Raw genomic sequence first — 1,935 nt, 5'->3', positions numbered from 1 at the left:
CCCCCCGCAGCACCCCGCCCACAAGGGAACGGGACCGCCAGGGGACGGGACCAGCCAGGGACTGCTGTCCCAGGACCCAACAGCGCACCACGCGACCGCACCCCCGCGCACACCCCCGGCACACGCCCCCCACAACAGGGGGACCCGCCCGGGACCGCACGCCCTCGAAGGGACACGGCCGGCCCGACCCGGCACCCCCCGCACACGCCTTCCACCGCCCCCGCCGAAGAGGGGGCGCGTACTCGCGCAGCACAGGGGCCACCACGGCCCGGCCACCAGGAAATGATGTTCCACCCACGAGCACCCGCCGCAGGACATCCGCCTGCGAAACGGGCTCTCACCATACCCCGCACCACACCACGCCAGAAGGCGCAGCACGTGCAGGGAGGGGCTCCTTAGAAAGGAGGTGATCCAGCCGCACCTTCCGGTACGGCTACCTTGTTACGACTTAGTCCCAATCGCCAGCCCCACCTTCGACGGCTCCCCCCACAAGGGTTGGGCCACCGGCTTCGGGTGTTGCCGACTTTCGTGACTTGACGGGCGGTGTGTACAAGGCCCGGGAACGTATTCACCGCAGCGTTGCTGATCTGCGATTACTAGCGACTCCGACTTCATGGGGTCGAGTTGCAGACCCCAATCCGAACTGAGACCGGCTTTCTGGGATTGGCTCAGCCTCACAGCATCGCAACCCTTTGTACCGGCCATTGTAGCATGCGTGAAGCCCAAGGCATAAGGGGCATGATGATTTGACGTCGTCCCCACCTTCCTCCGAGTTGACCCCGGCAGTCTCCCATGAGTCCCCACCCGAAGTGCTGGCAACATGGAACGAGGGTTGCGCTCGTTGCGGGACTTAACCCAACATCTCACGACACGAGCTGACGACAACCATGCACCACCTGTGGACCGGCCCCGAAGGGAGGGACTGTCTCCAGCCCTGTCCGGCCCATGTCAAGCCTTGGTAAGGTTCTTCGCGTTGCATCGAATTAATCCGCATGCTCCGCCGCTTGTGCGGGCCCCCGTCAATTCCTTTGAGTTTTAGCCTTGCGGCCGTACTCCCCAGGCGGGGCACTTAATGCGTTAGCTGCGGCGCGGAGGACGTGGAATGCCCCCCACACCTAGTGCCCAACGTTTACGGCGTGGACTACCAGGGTATCTAATCCTGTTCGCTCCCCACGCTTTCGCTCCTCAGCGTCAGTTACAGCCCAGAGACCTGCCTTCGCCATCGGTGTTCCTCCTGATATCTGCGCATTTCACCGCTACACCAGGAATTCCAGTCTCCCCTACTGCACTCCAGCCTGCCCGTACCCACTGCAGACCCGGGGTTGAGCCCCGGGCTTTCACAGCAGACGCGACAAACCGCCTACGAGCTCTTTACGCCCAATAATTCCGGATAACGCTCGCGCCCTACGTATTACCGCGGCTGCTGGCACGTAGTTAGCCGGCGCTTCTTCCGCAGGTACCCTCACCCGAAGGCTTGTCCCCTGCCGAAAGGGGTTTACAACCCGAAGGCCGTCATCCCCCACGCGGCGTCGCTGCATCAGGCTTGCGCCCATTGTGCAATATTCCCCACTGCTGCCTCCCGTAGGAGTCTGGGCCGTGTCTCAGTCCCAGTGTGGCCGGTCACCCTCTCAGGCCGGCTACCCGTCGTCGCCTTGGTAGGCCATCACCCCACCAACAAGCTGATAGGCCGCGAGCCCATCCAAGACCGCACAAGGCTTTCCACCCCCCACCATGCGGCAAGGGGTACTATCCGGTATTAGACCCAGCTTCCCAGGCTTATCCCAGAGTCAAGGGCAGATTGCTCACGTGTTACTCACCCGTTCGCCACTAATCCGCACCCGAAGGCACATCATCGTCCGACTTGCATGTGTTAAGCACGCCGCCAGCGTTCATCCTGAGCCAGGATCAAACTCTCCGTCAAAAACAAAAACAGAA

Annotated in this window: 1 rRNA gene; it reads right to left on the bottom strand. The window is 62.6% G+C overall.

The features are described 5' to 3' along the window. Positions 1–399: 399 nt before the first annotated feature. Positions 400–1,921, bottom strand: a 16S ribosomal RNA gene (locus tag ACLN58_RS21655). Positions 1,922–1,935: the final 14 nt, after the last annotated feature.

The organism is Sinomonas sp. G460-2 (assembly GCF_047759905.1).
GTDB lineage: Bacteria > Actinomycetota > Actinomycetes > Actinomycetales > Micrococcaceae > Sinomonas.
The sequence above is the reverse complement of the archived record's forward strand: the minus strand, read 5'-3'. Positions and strand labels throughout refer to the sequence as shown.